This window comes from Bordetella sp. 15P40C-2, assembly GCF_009763235.1.
Lineage (GTDB): Bacteria > Pseudomonadota > Gammaproteobacteria > Burkholderiales > Burkholderiaceae_B > Bordetella_A.
The window spans coordinates 60,198-75,324 of the sequence record NZ_WSJA01000037.1; the positions used below are offsets into that span (position 1 = coordinate 60,198).

General features: G+C 60.0%; 12 protein-coding genes. 7 read left to right on the plus strand and 5 right to left on the minus strand.

Annotation, left to right across the window (positions count from 1 at the left end; genetic code table 11):
• Nucleotides 1-29: 29 nt before the first annotated feature.
• The 3 genes from GOQ25_RS15700 to GOQ25_RS15710 all read right to left on the minus strand — a co-directional run bounded on the left by GOQ25_RS15700 (nucleotide 30) and on the right by GOQ25_RS15710 (nucleotide 3,082).
• Entirely contained in the window at nucleotides 30-1,031 is a 1,002-nt protein-coding gene (locus GOQ25_RS15700) for a tripartite tricarboxylate transporter substrate binding protein (RefSeq protein WP_160351417.1), read from the minus strand.
• A gap of 62 nt (nucleotides 1,032-1,093) precedes the next feature.
• Nucleotides 1,094-1,903: a citryl-CoA lyase gene (locus GOQ25_RS15705; RefSeq protein ID WP_160351418.1), complete on the minus strand. Its 810-nt coding sequence runs from the start codon at nucleotides 1,901-1,903 to the stop codon at nucleotides 1,094-1,096.
• Nucleotides 1,904-1,939: 36 nt separating this feature from the next.
• Entirely contained in the window at nucleotides 1,940-3,082 is a 1,143-nt protein-coding gene (locus GOQ25_RS15710) for a CaiB/BaiF CoA-transferase family protein (protein WP_160351419.1), read from the minus strand.
• A 117-nt stretch (nucleotides 3,083-3,199) separates the two neighbouring features.
• Here GOQ25_RS15710 and GOQ25_RS15715 point away from each other — a divergent pair, with 117 nt between their 5' ends.
• Nucleotides 3,200-4,096 carry a LysR substrate-binding domain-containing protein gene (locus tag GOQ25_RS15715; RefSeq protein ID WP_160351420.1) on the plus strand — a complete coding sequence of 299 codons (897 nt, stop codon included), beginning with the start codon at nucleotides 3,200-3,202 and terminating at the stop codon, nucleotides 4,094-4,096.
• 39 nt (nucleotides 4,097-4,135) lie between these two features.
• Here GOQ25_RS15715 and GOQ25_RS15720 read toward each other — a convergent pair whose 3' ends face one another.
• Nucleotides 4,136-4,915, minus strand: a complete 780-nt coding sequence (locus GOQ25_RS15720; protein ID WP_160351421.1) for an IclR family transcriptional regulator — start codon at nucleotides 4,913-4,915, stop codon at nucleotides 4,136-4,138.
• 263 nt (nucleotides 4,916-5,178) lie between these two features.
• On the opposite strand from GOQ25_RS15720, the gene GOQ25_RS15725 reads away from it, so the two are divergent.
• The 6 genes from GOQ25_RS15725 to GOQ25_RS15750 all read left to right on the plus strand — a co-directional run bounded on the left by GOQ25_RS15725 (nucleotide 5,179) and on the right by GOQ25_RS15750 (nucleotide 11,096).
• Complete coding sequence (locus tag GOQ25_RS15725; RefSeq protein ID WP_202109503.1) at nucleotides 5,179-6,285, plus strand: ABC transporter substrate-binding protein; 1,107 nt, start codon at nucleotides 5,179-5,181, stop codon at nucleotides 6,283-6,285.
• Between the two features lie 123 nt (nucleotides 6,286-6,408).
• Nucleotides 6,409-7,290, plus strand: coding sequence for a branched-chain amino acid ABC transporter permease (locus GOQ25_RS15730; protein ID WP_160351422.1), 882 nt, complete (start codon nucleotides 6,409-6,411; stop codon nucleotides 7,288-7,290).
• Nucleotides 7,287-8,234, plus strand: coding sequence for a branched-chain amino acid ABC transporter permease (locus tag GOQ25_RS15735; RefSeq protein ID WP_160351423.1), 948 nt, complete (start codon nucleotides 7,287-7,289; stop codon nucleotides 8,232-8,234). The genes GOQ25_RS15730 and GOQ25_RS15735 overlap by 4 nt, the downstream gene beginning before the upstream one ends.
• Nucleotides 8,218-8,934, plus strand: a complete 717-nt coding sequence (locus GOQ25_RS15740) for an ABC transporter ATP-binding protein (RefSeq protein WP_160351424.1) — start codon at nucleotides 8,218-8,220, stop codon at nucleotides 8,932-8,934. Before GOQ25_RS15735 ends, GOQ25_RS15740 begins: the two co-directional genes overlap by 17 nt.
• A 5-nt stretch (nucleotides 8,935-8,939) precedes the next feature.
• Nucleotides 8,940-9,665, plus strand: coding sequence for an ABC transporter ATP-binding protein (locus GOQ25_RS15745; protein ID WP_160351425.1), 726 nt, complete (start codon nucleotides 8,940-8,942; stop codon nucleotides 9,663-9,665).
• 48 nt (nucleotides 9,666-9,713) lie between these two features.
• The gene (locus GOQ25_RS15750; protein ID WP_160351426.1) at nucleotides 9,714-11,096 is read left to right on the plus strand and encodes an amidase; all 1,383 of its coding nucleotides are present in this window, start codon (nucleotides 9,714-9,716) and stop codon (nucleotides 11,094-11,096) included.
• A 589-nt stretch (nucleotides 11,097-11,685) separates the two neighbouring features.
• On the opposite strand, the gene GOQ25_RS15755 is transcribed toward GOQ25_RS15750, so the two are convergent.
• A partial coding sequence (locus GOQ25_RS15755; RefSeq protein WP_160351427.1) for an autotransporter outer membrane beta-barrel domain-containing protein occupies nucleotides 11,686-15,127 on the minus strand: 3,442 nt, incomplete at its 5' end.

Consider the following 15,127-nt stretch of genomic DNA (forward strand, 5'->3'; position numbering starts at 1 on the left):
GCTAACGCCCGCCCCTCGCGGATACCGGGTTAGTTCACCTGAGCGCCGGATTTCTTCACCAAATCCGACCATTTAGCGATCTCGCTCTGCTCGAACGCCGTCAGGTCGCGCGTCGACTCGCCGCCTTGCTCAACACCTTGTCCACTCAAGCGTTTGAGCACTTGCGGATCGGACAGTGCCTCGCTTGCTGCTTTACGCAATGTCGCCATCACCGGCTCCGGCGTTGCCTGCGGCGCATACAACATAAACCACGCTACCAGATCGAAATCACTGCCAGTCTGCTCAGCGATGCTGGGCACATCGGGCGCGGCGCTGCTACGGTTGGCGCTGGACACCCCGAGTGCGCGGAGCTTTCCGGATTGAATATGCGGGAGTACCGCAGCGGGATGATAGAACATGAACTGCACCTGGCCCGACATTACATCCGAGACCGCCAAGCCGCCTTCCTTGTAGGGCACATGAACCATTTCGCCCCCCAATCGCGACTTGAGCAACTCCCCGGCCAAGTGGCCCGAGGTGCCACTGCCAGCCGATGCGAATGCGACACCCTCACCTTTGCTCGCGGCAGCACCGAGATCCTTCAGTGTTTGAATGCCTGACCCGCTACCCGTGACCAGAAACGTCGGCGTCTGTCCGACGAATGCCACCGGTTCAAAATCCTTCACAGGATCGTAACCGGGGTTTTTGTACAAAGCCTGGTTAATCGCATGCGTGCCCACCGTACCCATGACCAATGTGTAGCCATCGGCCGGCGCGCGGGCTACCTGAGTAGTCCCGATCGTACCCCCACCACCGGCTCGGTTTTCGACGACGATTTGTTGGCCCAAAGGCTTGGACATGGCCTCAGCGACGATGCGGGCGATGGTGTCGGTGGTCGTTCCGGGACCGAACGGCACGACGATGCGAACGGCACGATCGGGAAATGTCGCGGCTTGAGCAGACATGCCGACCAGGCCGAGCGTAGCCAACGCCGCGCCGATCAGAGTACGGCGCAGTTTTCCCGGACGAGATAGCGGATTAAATTTGTGCATGGTTGTCTCTCCTGATTGTTGTGATTGCGACGCGCAGCGAGGGCGCATCGCCCGTGTTGGCGCTATGACTGCGCCTTCCCGAATCCCGGGGGAACTTCACCGTGGTACTGCAATTCGCGCGTAGCTTGATACGACAGCGCAAAGCCGATGGGAGCCTCCTGCTCCTCGGTCAAATGCGCAATGAGACCAGCCGCCCGAGCCAAGATTGGCACTCCCTTTAGTGCCGATAGCGGAAACCCAATACCCAGCAGTACGGCTGGAATTGCGGCCGACACATTCAGGCGCAAATCCTTGCCCACCACTTCGGGAATAACTTTTTCAACCGCTTCGGCAATAGCGATGTACTGCAAACCCGCTGCGCTGTCACGCGCAACCTCAAACAATCGGGCCACGCGGGGGTCCCGCTCTTTGTGCAGAGGATGCCCATAGCCTGGAATTGCTCGCCGCGCCGCGCGATACTCTTGGACGACCACACGTGCTGCCTCCACCAGATCTCCGTCGCGACCGGCGCGAGATTCGATCTCATGAAACAGTCGGCCCGCCGTTTCTGACGCGCCCAAGATCACTGAGCCGCAACCCAGAATCCCTGCCGCGACAGCTCCCTGAAGCGCGTCCGGTGCGGCTGCCAAGGTCATACGGCTCGCTTGCACACTCGGCACCAGTCCGTGCTCGGCGATGGCCACCAACGTGGCATTCAACACCGCGCTGGCGGCCGAGTCGGGACGACGCCCCGTGACCAGCAGATAGAAATAATCTCCAAAATCCATCTTGCCAATCAGGTCCTGACACAGGTCAGCGCCGCGCACGACAATGGTGTGTTCGTCGGACGTGCAGATCGCAGTGCGTGGTACGGTTTCCTTGCCGATTTTCATGACATCTCCTTGTTTTTGTAATGTGACCGAGCGCGTTCAGGCCAGGCGTGCACGCAATGCCGCACGGATCTCGTCGTTATGCTCGCCCAGTGTGGGTGGCGGGCGCACCTCAGTAGGCCGCTGCCCGTCGAACGAGACCGGAGAACGCACCGTTTTCCAAGGGCCACGTTGGGGATGAACCCCTTCGATCTCGAGTTCCAGATGGCGCGCTTGCGGATCTTGCAGCGCTTCACGTGTGTCATACATGGGTGCATGCGGCACGTCGAGCGCTTGCAGACGCTCGCACCACACAGCCCGTGGTTGCGCGGCGAAGCGCTGGCCGAGCAAATCAATCAGGTCTTCCTGATGGGTGATTCGGCCCTCGCGCGTCGCGAAGCGCGGATCATCAAATAGACCCGGCCACTCAATTGCCTGCGCCAGGCCACGCCAGAATTTTTCGGGCGATGACATGTGCAGCGCGATCCATTTATCGTCGGCACACCGCAGCGTGTACGACTGTGACACGCTGGGGCGGCTATAGGGCCCCATGATTTCGCCTTCGGACAGGAAATGCGTGAACGCGTCCAGATTGAAATGGCACATGGCCTCAAGCATGGACACGTCCACTCGTCTGCCCTGCCCGGTTCTCGCACGCTCGACCAAGGCGCCCAGAATTCCATAGGCCGCATAAAATCCCGTCAACGAGTCGGCAATGGCCGGGCCCACCACACGAGGGTTTGCCGGATTGACCAACAGATTCAGAAAACCGCTGGCAGCCTGAGCCACCGTGTCATACGCTGGCCGGCCTGCCGCTGGCCCGGTCTGTCCAAAGCCACTGATCGCGCAATAAATCAGTCGAGGATTCATCTCTCTGAGCCGATCCTCCCCCGCCCCCAGACGCTCGGCAGTGCCGGGGCGGAAATTCTGAATGTACACATCAGCGTCTTGGATCAATGCATCGAAGACCTGGGCGTCCTCAGGGTCCTTGGTATCGAGTTCGATGCTGCGCTTATTGCGGTTATAGGTCTGGTAATGCGGGCTATACAGTCCGCCCTTGAATGCGCGAAACGGATCGCCAGTCTTCGGCTGCTCGACTTTGATCACATCTGCACCCAGATCAGCCAGCAACATCCCTGCCGCCGGCCCCGTGATAAACGTGCCTTGCTCAATGACCTTGATGCCCTTTAACACTTTCCCCATGGGAGCTCCTGACTGCATGTCTTAACGTGCCGTAAGACTATCCAGCCTCACCTAAAGATGGAAATGATTAATTTCGACGATTATCATTGACCGCATCGATCATTGGCGCACCACACCATGGAACTCAGGCACCTTCGTTATTTCATTGCCCTGGCGGGCTCACTGAATTTCACCCGTGCAGCAGAACGCGTGCACGTCACTCAGTCGACGCTCTCTCATCAAATCCGCCAACTCGAAGAAGAAATCGGCCAACGACTCTTTGACCGAGTAGGCAAACGCGTCGTCATTACCACAGCCGGAGATACCTTCCTAGCCTACGCCACGCGCGCCCTGCGCGAGATCGACCAGGGGCTCAGCGAACTCAAACATAGCGCGGCGTCAATGACCGGCGAGCTCCGACTAGGCACCACGCACACCTTTAACCAGAGCTTCATCCCGGATTGCGTCGCCCAATTCCTGCTCCACAATCCCACCATGAAGGTCATCATCGAAGAGCTCACCGCCGACATCATCGTCAGCCAACTCGAGCAGGGCCAACTGGATCTCGGCGTCGCCTACCGGCCCGAATCCACCAGTGGCCTGACATTCGAGCCGCTCTTTAACGAAGAACTGATCCTCATCGTCTCCCAGACCCATCCCTTGGCCCGACGCAAGCGCATACGCCTGATTGAACTCCATCGAGAATCGCTGGTCCTGTTGCCGGCCAGTTTCTCTACCCGGCGACTCCTGGATGAGTGTTTCGCCGCGGCCGGCGCAGAGCCCAACATCGTCGCCGAGATCAATACCGTCGCAGGCATGCTCGGCATGGTCATGCGCCTGCCCGTCGGCTGCATTGCCGCCGCCAGCGCCATCCCGCCCAACCCTTCATTGCGCCTCATCCCGCTAGAGGGCCCCACGCCCATGCGCACACCAGGTCTGCTGTTTAACCCACGGCTACCCCAGACTCGCCCCGGCTTGGCCTTTGCAGGGCTCCTGCGCAAACACGCCGCCAAAGCCGGCGCGCGGGTGGAGTAAAGGCGATAAGGGTAATAAGGTCGTGGCAGCATGGGTGGATCATTCCAACTGCCTCGATATATGCCCGGCCAGATCCATCAGCCGAGGAATCAGCCTGTCGCGCAGCAGTTCCTCTGTGATCAAAAATGATGGACCGCTAATCGACGCCACGACCACGTCCGAGCCGCCTTGCCAGGAAATCGGCGTAGCGGCGGCATTGACGTCGGCATTCCACTCGCCCAGCGACACACAATAGCCATCCCGCTGGTAGCGGTTGAGTTCCCTGTTCAAGGCCTGGAGGTCGGCAGGCTCGACCGCAGGCTCCCCCTTTTGTTTTAGCGCGGCCACGAGATATTCACGTTCGTTGACGGGCAGCGCAGCCAGGAAGGCTCGGCCGATAGAGGTGCTCAGGATCGGCATGCGAACGCCGCGCCCCATCCTGAGTGTCATGGTCGTGTCGCTGCAGCAAGCCTCCAGGTACAGCATCGACAAACGATCTCGCGTGGCTAGCGAAATCAATGCGCCTGTGGCGTCCGCGAGCGCCTGCATATGCGGACGCGCGATTTCCGCCACGCGCAAGTTAGCCAACGCCGAGTACCCCAGCGCCAGCACGGACGGCCCGACTGAATATTCCCGATTCTTGGCATCGTGCCTGAGATAGCCAAGCTCGACCAAGGTTTTTGTCAGCCGCGAGATGGTGGACTTGGGTAGTCCGGTATAGGCCGCCAACTCGCCGTTGGACAGGCTGGGCTCGCGCGCAGAAAAGCATCGCAGTATCTCCAGCCCCCGCGCCAGCGCGGCTACGCCAGAGACCGCTATGGGTGCATCTTGTTCCGCCATACGGAATAAACAATCGTTTTAGTTCGATAAGTGGAATAAATCTGTCGATATACTACACGGCCCGGGACCACAAATATCAAAACAACCAGGCCCTGGCTTTTTGGCATAGCGACCAGGAAGTAAAGAAAAACGAAAGCGATATTGCACGGCAATTGGTCTGTTCATTTAATCTTTAAAGAGAGACACCTGTGAAATCTCACGGCAAATTTTTGAAAACCGGTCTGTTGACTGTTTTATGTGCATCGGCTTTTTCGCTTCCCGCAGTGGCGCAAGTGAAAATCGGTGTGGTGAATAGCCTGAGCGGTAACTTCGCCGCCTTTGGCCAGCGCTACAACACTGGCATGCAGGTCGCGTTGGAGGAGATCAACGCGAATGGCGGTATCAATGGCGAGAAGCTCGAGCTGATCACGCAAGATGACCGCTCGGACGCGCAAAGCGCGTTGGCGGCGTTGGAATCGCTAAATAAGCAGGGCGTGCCGCTGATCATCGGTTCGTATGCCTCGGGCATCACGGGCCCGATGTCGAAGGTCGCCACGCGTCAGAAGCTGCCGCTGATCGTGCTGGGAAGCGCCGATGACTCGATCACCAAGCCGGGTTCGAAGTGGGTGTTCCGTGCCAAGCACAACTCCACGATCGTGGCGAATGTGTATTTTGACTATTTCGACTTTCTGCGCAAAAGCAATCCGGACATGAAGAAGGTCGCGGTGATGCATGGCAATGGCGCGTGGCCCACGTCGGTGAGCGAGGAAGGCGTGCGCCAAGCGGAAAAACGCGGCTATGAAGTCGTGGGCAAGCAAGCCTATGACCAGGGCACGACGGACTTCCGTCCGATCTTGAACAAGTTCCGCTCGGCGAATCCGGACATCCTGTTGACCAGCTCGTACGCCGATGACGGTATCGCGATTGCGCGTCAGATCAAGGAAGTGGGCCTAAACACCAAGGTCGTGGCCATTGATACGGCGTCGTCGATGATGAGTTTTATCGACCAGGTCGGCGATAAATCCGAGAACATCGTGTCGGCCGTGAGCTGGAGCCCGGACGTCAAGTACGAAGGTACCCCCGAACTGGCGAAGCGTCTGAAGGAAGCTGCCAAGGAAGACCCGTCTTTCTACGAGGCCGAAGGCTATCTGGCATTGACCGTGGCTGCGGATGCGCTGCGTCGTGCCAAGTCGACCGACCGCGAGAAAGTGCGCGAAGCCCTGGCCGCCACGAACCTGAAGACGCCGGTCACCGACGTGACGTTTGAAGAGTTCGATGGTTTCACGGGCCAAAACCCGATCAAGAGCGTGATCATCCAAATTCAGGATGGCAAGCACGTCACGGTCTTCCCCGAGAATCTGGCCTCGCAAAAAGCCAAGCTGTCGAACTAAGTCTGCCTCACGACAAGAAAGCGTCACAAGCGGCAAAAAAACGTGCTGCATGTGGCGCTTTCGACACGCGTTCGACCACGTACCAAATATAGCCGGTGCAGCTAGCCGGCCAAAGGTTTCACAATGGATTACGTTTCCTTATTTCAGAACCTCTCTAACGGGGTTCTGATTGGGGCTGTTTACGCCTTGATTGGCGTGGGCCTCACGCTGGTGTTCGGCGTCATGCGCACGATCAACTTCGCTCATGGCGATTTTGTGGTGTTGGGCATGTATTTCGCCGTGGTGCTGAATTCGCTTTTCGGGTGGGATCCTTATCTCACGCTCGTCTTCGCGATTCCGCTTGGCTTTATTGTGGGCGCGTTGATTCAGAAGCTGATTCTGACGCGCGTGATCGATGCCAAGCCAGAAACGATGATGCTGGCGACGCTGGGGATCTCGCTGGTGATCGGCAACCTTCTGCTGCTGACGTTTGGCGGTGAGCCGAAGTCGGTGCATGTGTCTTATGCAGCTAGCACAGTGTCGATGGGCGAGATCCGCGTGTCGGTCGTGCTGCTGCTGGCGGGCCTGGCGACAGTGGCCGTGATCGGTGCGCTGTACCTGCTGTTGAACAAGACGGAAGTCGGCCGCGCGATCAAGGCGACGGCAGAGAACCGCTTGGGCGCGGAGCTCGTGGGCATCAACACCAAGCGCATCCAGGCCATCGTTTTCGGCTTGGGGATGGCCTTGGCCGTGACCGCGGGCGTGGCGCTCATTCCCCTGTTGTTTGCTTCGCCCGTGACCACGGGTGCAATGTTTACGCTTAAAGCGTTCGTCGTCACCGTGTTGGGTGGCCTGGGCAATATCGGCGCCGCGATCATTGGCGGACTGTTGCTGGGCGTAGTGGAAGTGATGGGTGCATCCTATCTGGATTCCGCGTACCGCGATGCCTATGGTCTATTGGTCTTCCTGGTGGTGTTGTTGGTCAAGCCCGAAGGTCTCTTTGGTAAAACGGTGAAGCGCGTATGAACAAGCAAAGTCTTATTCTGGCGGCGCTGGTCGTCGCGGCGGCCTGCTATCCCCTGACGGGCGACGCCTTTATTACGGTCGGCATTTCCGTGCTGTTGTTCACGGGGTGGGCGACGTCGTGGAATATCCTCGGTGGCTGGGCCGGACAGTTGAGTCTGGGTCACGCCAGCTTTGTTGGTCTAGGCGCGTATTTCGTCGCTATCGGCGCATCGGAGTTCGGTTGGGCGCCCTGGTGGTCGATGCTGATGGCGATGGCTGTGGCAGCGGTCATGGCGCTGGCCTGGGGCAAGCTGACGTTCGGTCTGCGTGGCCCTTACTTCACGCTCTCGACGATTGCGATCGCGGAGATTCTGCGATTGGTGGCGATTAACGAAGGTTGGCTCACTGGCGGCGCGTCCGGGGTGTTCATCGATGAATTGCCCGAGCCGTTTGGCGTGGACCTGTTCGACAAGACGACGCAATACTATCTGGCGCTCGTCTACGCTGCGCTGACGATCGCGATCACGATTTATATCTCGCGTCGCAAGTTCGGTTACCAGCTCAAGGCCGTACGCGATAACGAAGAAGCCGCGATGGCGGCGGGGATCAATCCCACGGTGATCAAGCTGAAAGCCTTTGTCGTCTCGGGCGTTTTGACCGCGCTCGGTGGCGGCATCTACGGGATTTTCCTTTCGTTCATCGAGCCGCACATCATTTTCAACTTGCTGTTCTCGGTACAGATCGCATTGACCGTCATTATTGGGGGTCGTGGCACGATCTGGGGCCCGGCGGTGGGTGCCGCACTGTTGGTGATTTCGGGAGAAGTCTTTAGAACGACGTTTGCACAAGCCAATATGCTGCTCTATGGCGTGCTGATATTGGTGGTCATCCTCATGTTGCCGCGCGGCATCGTTGGCGAGTATGCGCACAAACTGATCAGGAAGAAATATGCAAACCGTGCTTAAGGCTGACAATATCAAGGTGCAATTCGGCGGCCTGATCGCCGTGAACAACGTGTCGCTGAGTCTGGAGCGCGGCCAGGTGCTGGGCCTGATCGGGCCCAATGGGGCTGGAAAATCGACACTGTTCAACGCTGTCACGGGCTTTGCGCCGGTGAGTTCTGGCACCGTCACATTCCTAGGTCTGGATGTCACGAAGCTGCCTCCGTATGTGCGCACGCGGCTCGGCATGGGGCGCACGTTCCAGACGGAACGCCCTTATGAGGAAATGACGGTTCTGGAAAACGTGCTGGTGGCGGCGTTCTTGAAGCACCCGCAGCGCAAGGACGCGGAACGCGCCGCGCTGGACGCGCTGAAAAAGGTCGGCCTGTCCGACCGCGCGAATCAGCTGTCTTCGGATCTGAACCTCGCCCGCCTGCGCCGCCTGGAGCTGGCGAAGGCCTTGGCGTTGCAGCCAGAGGTGCTGTTTCTGGACGAGATCATGGCGGGCTTGAACCCCCCTGCCCTGAAGGAAATGATCGAGCTGCTGCGTACCTTGACCGCGACGGGTGTTTCCATCGTGATGGTCGAGCACATCATGGAGGCGATCATTCAGCTCGCCGACCATGTGATCGTGCTGGCAAGCGGGAACAAGATCGCGGAAGGCGCGGCCACAGCGGTCATCAGTGATGAGAAGGTCATCGAGGCCTATCTGGGCACGGATTGATGGATATGAACCAAAACGATGAAGTCATACTGAAGGTCGAGAGTGTCGACCTGGGCTATAGCGCACTGCAGGTTGTGTTCGGCGTTTCGCTGGAGATCAAAAAGAACGAGCTGGTTGGCCTGGTAGGCGGCAACGGTAGCGGCAAATCGACGATCTTGCGCGCGGTATCGGGAATGATTAAACCGTGGCAAGGCCGTATCCTGTTCAAGGGCGAGGAAATCTCCGGACTGGCCCCGCACGAGATGGCCGAGCGCGGCTTGGCCCACGTACCGATGGGCCGACAGCTATTTCCTAACTTGACGGTCAAGGACAATATCCTGCTGGGGGCTTATCTGCCGCGCCTGCGCGCCAAGCGCAAGGCGAATCTGGATAAAGTGTTCTCGCTGTTTCCCGATGTGGAGAAGTTCGCGAATGTCGAGGCCGGATCGCTGTCGGGTGGTCAGCAGCAGATGGTGGCCATTGGCCGCGCGCTGATGTTGGAGCCGGATCTGCTGTTGATGGACGAGCCTAGCCTGGGGCTGTCACCGTTGTACGTCAAGCAAGTGATGCAGACGATCCGGCGCGTGGCAGACCTGGGGTTCCCTGTGCTCCTGGTGGAGCAAAATATCAAACAGGTGCTGCAGTTCAGTGATCGCACCTACGTGCTGGAAAACGGCAAGCTGGTTCTGGAGGGTCCTTCATCGACGCTGGAAGGCCACCCCATGATCAGAAAAGCTTACCTCGGGCTGTAATCGCGAGGCATCACGCAAGTGGATGATTCTTTTTCGGAGAATGCAGTAATGAGTGATTTACCGGTAGATCCGTTCGCGGAACGCGGCCTGGAAGGCTTCGCACAGGACTTCCGCGCGGGCAAGGTCACGTCCGAAGCGGTGACGCGGCAGTATCTGGAACGTATTAAGCAACTCGATCCGAAGCTGGGCGCGTTCGAGACCGTAGCCGAGGAAAGCGCGATTGCCACGGCGCGCGCCATGGATTTGCTGATGCAGTCCGGTACGGATCTGGGACCTTTGATGGGCGTGCCCGTTGCGATCAAGGATGTGTTCGTGATCGCCAACATGCCGGGCCCCAAGGTGGGCTCGAACATCACCTTGCCGGATGTCCTGGGCACGGAGGAAGCGACGTTTATCAAAGCACTGCGTCGCGCGGGCTGCGTGTTTCTGGGCCAGACCAAGGCGGTGGAATTGTGCTTGGGTATCACGGGCCATTCCGCCCCGCGCGGCACCCCGTGGAATGCGTCCGATCTCGAGAACCATCGCGCACCGGGTGGATCGAGCTCCGGATCGGGCGTGGCGATGGCCGCGGGGCTATGCGCGTTTGCCATCGGGTCAGACTCTGGTGGCTCGGTTCGGGTACCAGCGGCATTCAATGGCGTGTTTGGGATCAAGACGACGGCGGGACTTTGGCCAACGGATGGTGCATTCCCGCTCGATCCGCGTGTCGATTCAATCGGGCTGCTGACACGTTCGGCCAAGGACGCGCTGCTGGCGTTCAACACGATTTCCGCCGTGCTGTTCGGTTGCGAATACGATGCACGCCCCACGGGCGTACGGTTGAATCGTATGTGCTTTGGCGTGCCGCAGAATCATTTCAACGAGAACGTCAACGCGCAGATCAGTGCCGCGTTTAAGCAGGCCAATGAAAAACTCGCCGGGCAAGGTTGTTTGCTGGAAGACATCGTCGTGCCGGAGGCGCCGGAGCGAGCTGGCTATTTCCCCGTGTCCATGCCGGCCGCGCTGCTCTCGATTTTGGGAAAGGACAACTTTCTCGCGCAGAAACATTTGATGGATCCCGTGATTGCCAAGCGCATCGAATCGGGTTTGGAATCCAAAGCCTACGAGTTTCTGGCGTTGGAAGACAAGCGCACCGCCAGCCGCAAGAAGGTCGAGGAACGATTTACCGGTTTTGACGCGTGGGTGAGCCCGACGACAGCCGATTTCCCGCCTTTGCTGTCCGAGCTCGAAGACCCCGCCAAGGGGCTGAGCCTGGCCTTGGGCATGACGCAGAACACCCAACCCGCCAACTATCTGGGACTCTGCGCGGTGTCGCTGCCGTTGCCGGTCGAGGGTCTGCCGATCGGCTATCAGCTCATGGGCGCACCCAACACCGACCAGCGGCTGTTGGAAATCGCCGTAGCGGTCGAGGAAGCGTTCAAGACTGCTTGATGGCAGGATTCGCGCATCCCGAGGGCGTCTGATCACCGGACGCCATGACGAAAAAAAGCTGACCCTCGGGTCAGCTTTTTTCTGCGCGTCTACCGCCACACGCCATACGGCGCGGCCCGCTAGGACTCCCGCATTCACCCACGCACGCCGGAGGTCACGATAGGCGGGCTGACTTTTGAGCTACTAACCTTGGGCGTCGCCCCTTGCGCTAAAGCATCACGGGTGGAAGAGTCTGGCAGGAACTCAGCGATTCCTACGTACATACGCAATACGGTAAAGACTATGGCAAGACTGAGCCCGGCGACAGGCATGGCATTCTCTATATGGTGCGAGGCGAGTTTGAACGTCAATCGTCCAGATCATCGTGGGATGCGCCCCATGCGAGCAAACGTTCCGGCACCTCTTTATACGACTCCACAGACCTGACCGCGTCGAAGTGGCCACAACATCTACTCTGGCTGCTTGAAGTATAAAGAATAAAAATGTGCGGCTAGAACGATGAGAGTGGTAAGGCGCGTTTGTGAGCCAAGTTGTCGCCAAAAGACGACGTGGCGCCTGTCTGGACGCCACGTCTGACCGCCATCAAGACTTAGAACGGGACCGCCAACTTCAACGATCCCGCATGGCTTTTCGCGGACGAGGAGAATTCGCCGTCGTATTGCACGCGCATACTTGCGCCCTTGCCGCTTAGCATCTGCAAGCCCAGACCGACACGCCGTACGACGCTGTCCATCGGCATGGTCGTCTGGAACGTGCCACTGCCATTTGGTGCCCCGTCCAGACTTGCCTGGGTGGTCCAGCCGTCCACGGACGACAGCAGCAGACCCGCGTAGGCAAACGGCCGCAAGACGATGCCTTTGGGCAGTTCCATGCGCGCGCCGACTTCGAACGCGGGCTCCAGGCCCAAGACGAACTGTTCGCTGCTCTGGACGTCCAAGCTGAGTGCGTCGCCAGATTCCTGATAACCCGGTACACGGGCATACTGGCCGGTTAAATCGACGAACGGTTTGACGTAGAGCTTGCCATTGGTAAACGTGCGGGCCGCACGCAGCCGCGTTCCCACCGTCACCACATCGGGATGCGATCTGGCGCGCTCTTCATAGTTGGGGATGCTGAGGGAGCGATCCATGTCGAATGAGCCGTATCCCGCGCTCAGCGCTGCGGAGTAGGTCCACGGGCCCTCTTCGCGTTTGAGCACAAGACCGGCGTACCCCGCATCGCCGTCGCCCTTGACACGACTGTCATCGCCCCGCACTTGCGCCGTCTGGTATGCCACCGAGCCTCCCAGAAACCAGTGCGGCGCAATCTCGCGCTGACCGCCGAACTGGTACGTCACGGTGTCGTACGAATACCCCGATACCGTGCTGTAGCCGTCCTGGTTGGTACTACGGCGGCTGACATCACCCCAGACGCAGGATTGTTCCTTATAGGGCGCGTTTGTGTCTGTCCACGTCGGGCAGGACATCATCGCGCGGGTAAAGCGCCCCATGGCCAACTGAGATTGCGCGCCCGGCGCAAGTGTGACACCAGGAGATAGATCGGACATGCGCTGTTGGTATGTGGCCGCCCCCGCACGCGCGATTGTGTCTAGCGTCGCGTAGAACGTGGCTAGCGCGGGCGAGCCGCCCGCGTCCCACCCCTCTTGAAGATGTCCGGCGACGCGTTTCTGATTCCCGCGCAACTGCATGTCTTCGGCATTGAAGTCGGCGCGGGCGACAAAGAGTCGAGTCGCGTTACCGGCATTGCGAGTGGCATAGTCAAAAAGGAGGGTATCCAACGGCGTTAACCTGCCCGTCGGAGTGCCACTATCCGACGTCACGATAGCGAGCTCACGCCGCGGGAGCAATGCACGCGATAGCACCGTCAGTTCACCATCGAGGTGAACATCGCCGCTGGCATGGATCGCGTCAAACTGCTGAGTGTTGAAGTCAGCGCCGAGCTGCAGCATGCCGTCGGATGTCTGCGTCAACGAACCCGTGTGTGTCGTCGCCGTGTATTGGCTGCGCGCCATTCCTGGCACATCAGCCTCAACACCGCCTAACAGAACGCGGCCGCGATTGAGCAACTGCCCGTTAAAGGTTGCGCCCGGCACGTACAGACCGTCGTTGGTCATTGTGCCGCCGTGCAAGCCGACCGATCCGAACACGCGTCCCTGGTTGGACACATCGAGTGTGCCGCTGGTCGTGCGAATGGCGGTGGCGCCGTTGCCATACACGGACCCCGACTCGCCGATGGTCATCGTACTGGGGGACACACTGTCTACCCAGATGGCGGCGGCGTTGGAGCCAGACGCCCCGCCGCTGACCGCGCCATCGATGTTTAACGCGACGCCCTTTTGCGATCCGGCGCTCTGCGCAAAAATGCCGATACCATTTTCGCCAGCGGCCGACACGGAAGCGCCCTTGGCCAGGTTCACGTTGACCGAGCCCGTGCCCGTCATCAATGCGGGCGATACGCTGCCGGCAAAGACGGTCTGGCCATCATTGGACAGCAAGAGTCCCCCGGCACCGGAGACGCTTTGTGCCAGAACACCGACAGCGCCGGCGCCGCTGACGGCAATCCGACCCTTGGCGTTCACGGTGACATCGCCGCCATCTCCCATGCCAGGCGAAACGCTGAGAACGCCCTGCGGATCGATCGTGAGCGTCGTCGCCGTGCCAGGCAAGCCCAGCACGCCACCGCCGCCACCGACGCTTTGCGCGATCACGCCATGCGCACCCGTACCGGCCGTGACGATAGACGAGGATGAGGAAAGATCGATCATCACGTCACCGCCGTTGGTTTCGGTCGCACGACCTAACGCGTCGACAGCGCCGCTAAGCTGGACCGTGGCGCCCGTAACCGCCAGCTGGTGCTGCGAGTTCACGATCATCCCCCCGCCTCCACCGACACTTTGCGCGACGATGCCAAAGGCGTTGTTGCCGGCAGTGGCGATGTTCAGTCCGGCGTTATCGGAGAGAGTGACCTCGCCTCCTTGAGATCCGCTTTGTCCTCTAGCGCTCGAGACAGAGAACTCCACCGGGGGCAAGGCAAAACCGCTGGCGTCAGCGACGACGTGCGAGCCTGCCCCCGCAAAGCCGCCGCCGCCTCCCACCGACTGCAGCGCAATACCAAACGCGGCTTCGCCGTGAGTCGTGATGGTAGAAGGACTCGTGTTCGCGACGACACTGACGAGGCCGCCGTGGCCGCCTGCGTCCACACGGCCGTCCGCGCGCATGCCCAGGGTAATCGACCCCAGGAAACCATCCGAGCCGTCAACAGCGTGTCCACCGCCCCCGCCCACACTCTGAGCCATGATGCCGGAAGCGCCGAATCCCGAGGTTGTGATGGACGCACCGCTCAACGACGTCGTCACATCACCGGCATGCGCGCCCTCGCTGTCCTGAGCGCCCAATGTCATTCGGGTACTCACCGAGTATTTCGCCGGATCGATCCAGCCGGTCCCGGTGGCGAGCGCGCTACCGGCCTTGCCGCCGCCTCCGCCGACGCTTTGGGCCATGATGCCATTGGACCAATCGCCTTCGGTGAAGAGCGTCGCGCCAGCATTCAGCTTGATATCGACTGCGCCGCCCCGGTTATTGCTGCCTCCCGCCTCGCCTAGCGTCAATGTATTTTGAAACGATCGAGCGGGTGATTCCGGCGGCAGATCGCGCAACATGTCTGCGACCTGTTGAGCGACATTGCTTGTATGTGCGCGCGCGAGATCGGCAACGATAATGGGATTATCAAAAGACGCATCGGAGCCGGCCGAGCCGCCTTGTCCGCCCCCGCCGCCGATGGATTGAGCTTGCAGCGCGGCCGCATCGCCGCCATGGGTGGCGATCACACCGCTGATGATGGCTTCGACGGCCGCGCCGCTGGCGATGGCTCCACCCTCTCTGCCGAGGGTGAGCGTCATGCCACCGGGTCGGGAAGTCTGCGCGCCCGACAAGGTGAGCGAACCCCCTTGTGCCGAGCCGCCCCCGCCGCCAATACTCTGCGCCAGTACACCGATCGCACCGGACCCCCAGGTCTGCACGACCCCGGTTGGC

What these genes read in the sequence shown, in the direction of transcription:
- GOQ25_RS15700 (WP_160351417.1), bottom strand. Translation starts at nt 1,031, where the DNA reads ATGCACAAATTTAATCCGCTATCTCGTCCGGGAAAACTGCGCCGTACT.
- GOQ25_RS15705 (WP_160351418.1), bottom strand. Translation starts at nt 1,903, where the DNA reads ATGAAAATCGGCAAGGAAACCGTACCACGCACTGCGATCTGCACGTCC.
- GOQ25_RS15710 (WP_160351419.1), bottom strand. Translation starts at nt 3,082, where the DNA reads ATGGGGAAAGTGTTAAAGGGCATCAAGGTCATTGAGCAAGGCACGTTT.
- GOQ25_RS15715 (WP_160351420.1), top strand. Translation starts at nt 3,200, where the DNA reads ATGGAACTCAGGCACCTTCGTTATTTCATTGCCCTGGCGGGCTCACTG.
- GOQ25_RS15720 (WP_160351421.1), bottom strand. Translation starts at nt 4,915, where the DNA reads ATGGCGGAACAAGATGCACCCATAGCGGTCTCTGGCGTAGCCGCGCTG.
- GOQ25_RS15730 (WP_160351422.1), top strand. Translation starts at nt 6,409, where the DNA reads ATGGATTACGTTTCCTTATTTCAGAACCTCTCTAACGGGGTTCTGATT.
- GOQ25_RS15735 (WP_160351423.1), top strand. Translation starts at nt 7,287, where the DNA reads ATGAACAAGCAAAGTCTTATTCTGGCGGCGCTGGTCGTCGCGGCGGCC.
- GOQ25_RS15740 (WP_160351424.1), top strand. Translation starts at nt 8,218, where the DNA reads ATGCAAACCGTGCTTAAGGCTGACAATATCAAGGTGCAATTCGGCGGC.
- GOQ25_RS15745 (WP_160351425.1), top strand. Translation starts at nt 8,940, where the DNA reads ATGAACCAAAACGATGAAGTCATACTGAAGGTCGAGAGTGTCGACCTG.
- GOQ25_RS15750 (WP_160351426.1), top strand. Translation starts at nt 9,714, where the DNA reads ATGAGTGATTTACCGGTAGATCCGTTCGCGGAACGCGGCCTGGAAGGC.